The sequence below is a fragment of the Massilia sp. CT11-108 genome (genome assembly GCF_047302915.1).
Taxonomy (GTDB): Bacteria; Pseudomonadota; Gammaproteobacteria; order Burkholderiales; family Burkholderiaceae_D; genus Telluria; species Telluria orientalis.
Genome location: NZ_JBKYMO010000567.1, coordinates 1 through 3,299, shown reverse-complemented (window position 1 = coordinate 3,299; position 3,299 = coordinate 1). Strand labels below are relative to the sequence as shown.

The window sequence follows — 3,299 nt, the reverse complement described above, 5'->3', positions numbered from 1 at the left end:
GCCTACCGCGCCGCCGGCGGCCACGCCGATGTGCCGCCGTACGCCTGGCCCATCGCGACGCTCGCGTGGGTGCGCGTGTCCGATGCCGACACCGAGGGCAGCCACACCCTGGACCTGTTCTGCCTCGGCGACAGCAAGGTCCTGCTGCAGCTCCCCGACGGCACCGTACGCGACCTCGACCCCTTCGAGAATCCGCAGGAACAGGCGACGCAGGCCGCGGTCGCGGCGCTCGTCGCGGAAGGTATCCTCGATCCGGCCGAGCGCTGGACGCGGCTGCTGCCGATGCTGCGCGCACGCCGCCACGAACAGAACACGGCGGCAAGTCCCGCGGTCCTGTGCCTGGAACCGCGCGGCCCGTTCGCGGCGCGCGTGTGGTCCAGCGCTTCCAGCACGAGCGCGTCCTGGCTCCCGTCCGCGCGCAGCACGCGGCCCAGCTCCTGCGCGAAGCGGCGCACGAACCAGGCCGGATCGCTGGCGCCGGCCGCCACGCAGCGCTCGGGCGTGAGCGGCGTCGCGCCATCCATCAGCACGAGGTCCGTATGACCGTCGCGCTCATACACGACGGCGACGTCTTCGTTGATCCGGCCCTTGCCGGCCGACGAAGCGAGGGTGTACCGCATGCTTGCTCCCATCCGTGTTGTCGTCATTACTATAAGCCATCCGGATGACGTACGGATGAACCGTGCGCGGCGTGAAGATTGGAGAGTTTGTCGCACCGCTTTTCGCGTACGATAGTGCCGGGCTTACATCACGAGGACACCATGACGCTCATTGAATCCGTTGAGACCTGCTTCAAGAAATTCGCCACCTTCGACGGCACGGCGCGCCGCTCCGAATACTGGTGGTTCTTCCTGTTCAACTTCATCGTCAGCATGATCCTCGCGATGATCGTACCGAAGATCTCGTACGTGTATTCGGTCATCGCCCTGCTGCCGGGCATCGCCGTCACCACGCGCCGCCTGCACGACACCGACCGCAGCGGCTGGTGGCAGCTGATCAGCTTCGTGCCGTTCGTCGGCGTCATCGTCATGGTCGTGTTCCTGTGCCAGGACAGCCGTCCGAACCGCTACGGCGCCGCCCCGGCCTACGCGGTCTGAGGCCTGCTCACAGCAGCCGGATACCCGGCAAGGTCCGCAACGACGTCTCGCGCATCACCTGCACGAAATCCTCCAGGTAGGCGTCGTCGCGGCCGCGTTCTCCCTTGGCCTGGCGCATGACCGCGTACAGGCGCCCCGTCAATCCGCCCTCCCCGACGCGCTGCTGCGCCACGTAGCCGCGCTGCAGGTAAGTCTGCACGGCCCACAGCGGCAGCGCCGCGAAACCGCGTCCGCTCGCCACCAGTTGCAGCATCGCCACCGTCAGCTCCGTCGTGCGGCGTGGCGGTTCCACGCCCGCGGGCCGCAGCACCTGGCGCACGAGGTCCAGCATCTCGTCCGGCACCGGGTACGTGATCAGGGTCTGGCCGGCGAAGTCGGCGGCCACGAGGTGGTCGCGCGCCAGCAGCGGATGGCCCAGCGGCAGGATCGCGACGATGTCGAACTCGAACAGCGGGTAGACATCCACGTCGCGCTCGTCCGCATCGACCTCCGACACGATGGCGACGTCCGCGCGGTCCTGGTGCAGCAGCCCGACGGGATCGGACTGGAAGCCGGACACGATGTCCTGCTCGACCTCCGGCCAGCGCAGGCGCAGCGCGTCCATCGACGGCATCAGCCAGTCGAAGCACGTGTGGCACTCGACGGCGATGCGCAGCTTGCCCGCACCGTGGCCCGTCAGGCGCGCGATGTCGCGCTCGGCCCGGTCGACGGCCGGGATCACGTCCTGCGCCAGCTCCACCAGGCGCCGGCCGGCGGGCGTGAACGCGACCGGCGCGGACTTGCGCTCGAACAGCGTCAACCCATAGAACTCTTCCAGCGCCTTCAACTGGTGCGATAGCGCGGATTGCGTCACGTTCTGCAGCGCGGCCGCGCGCGACACGCTGCCGGATTCAAGGAGGGCCAGCAGGGTGCGCAGGTGGCGCAGGTCGAGGATCGAGGTCGGCATGAGCGGAATTCATCTGGACAGAAAAATAATTCGTTTGAATTATGCCGGTTGCTCATCGATGATGACAAGACTTATTCATCCAGATGAGGCAACAACATGATCAAAACTCATATTCTCGGTTATCCCCGCATCGGCGCCCAGCGCGAGCTGAAATTCGCGCTGGAGCGTCACTGGTGCGGCGAGATCGACGAGCAGGCGCTGGAGGCCGTCGCCACCGAACTGCGCGCACGCCACTGGGCCGACCAGCGCGCGGCCGGCCTGGACTTCGTCAGCGTGGGCGATTTCGCGTTCTACGACCAGGTGGCCGACCACGTGCTGCTGTTCGGCGGCGCGCCGGCGCGCTTCGGCTTCACCGGCGCCGAAACGCCGCTGCAGCAACTGTTCACCCTCGCGCGTGGCGTGGCGACGGAAGCGCACGACGATTGCGGCTGCGCGCACACCTCGCACGGCAAGCCGGCGCTGGAGATGACCAAGTGGTTCGACACGAACTACCACTACCTCGTGCCGGAATTCGACGCGGCCACGCGCTTCGACCTCGCGCCGGACCGCCTGCTGGAGCAGGTGGTGGAAGCACGCGCGCTGGGCCACGCCGTCAAGGTGACGCTCGCCGGTCCGCTGTCGTTCCTGTGGCTGGGCAAGGCCAAGGACGGCGCCGACCGCCTCGCGCTGCTGGACGCGCTGCTGCCGGTGTACTGCGACCTGCTGGCCCGCCTGAAGGCCGCCGGCGCCGAGTGGGTCCAGCTGGACGAGCCGATCCTCGGCCTGGACCTGCCGGGCGACTGGTCGCTCGCATTCGAACGCGCGTATCACCTGCTGCATGGCGCCGGCGTGCCGCTGCTGCTGGCCACGTATTTCTCGCCGCTGCAGGAAAACCTGAGCCTCGCCTGCAAGCTCCCGGTCGCGGGCCTGCACGTGGACGGCGTCCGTGCGCCGGAAGAGCTGCGCCCCGTCGCGGACTGGCTGCCGGACCACAAGGTGCTGTCGGTCGGCATCGTCGACGGCCGCAACATCTGGCGCGCCGATCTCGACGCCTGCCTCGAACGCCTGCGTCCCGTGCTCGAGCGCCGCGCCGGCGCCGTGTGGCTCGCGCCTTCCTGCTCGCTGCTGCACGTGCCGTTCACGCTCGCCCACGACGCCGCCCTCGACGCCGAACTGCGCACCTGGCTGGCCGGCGCGCGTGAAAAACTGAACGAGCTGCGCATCCTGAAACAGGCGTTGACCGGCGGCGAACGGACCATCGCGATGGATCTCGCCGC

At 68.4% G+C, this 3,299-nt stretch carries 3 protein-coding genes and 1 pseudogene; 3 read left to right on the top strand and 1 reads right to left on the bottom strand.

From position 1 onward, the window contains the following. Together ACEN88_RS27515 and ACEN88_RS27510 are read left to right on the top strand one after the other, a co-directional pair. Positions 1-543 (top strand): hypothetical protein (locus ACEN88_RS27515; protein ID WP_413344771.1); only part of this gene is annotated, 543 nt, incomplete at its 5' end. 218 nt (positions 544-761) lie between these two features. Beyond that, positions 762-1,097 carry a DUF805 domain-containing protein gene (locus ACEN88_RS27510; RefSeq protein WP_413344770.1) on the top strand — a complete coding sequence of 112 codons (336 nt, stop codon included), beginning with the start codon at positions 762-764 and terminating at the stop codon, positions 1,095-1,097. Between the two features lie 7 nt (positions 1,098-1,104). Here ACEN88_RS27510 and ACEN88_RS27505 read toward each other — a convergent pair whose 3' ends face one another. After that, complete coding sequence (locus tag ACEN88_RS27505) at positions 1,105-2,043, bottom strand: LysR family transcriptional regulator (protein WP_413344768.1); 939 nt, start codon at positions 2,041-2,043, stop codon at positions 1,105-1,107. A 96-nt stretch (positions 2,044-2,139) separates the two neighbouring features. Between ACEN88_RS27505 and ACEN88_RS27500 the strand changes: the two are divergent. After that, positions 2,140-3,299, top strand: a pseudogene (locus ACEN88_RS27500) (5-methyltetrahydropteroyltriglutamate--homocysteine S-methyltransferase); the annotation flags it as partial.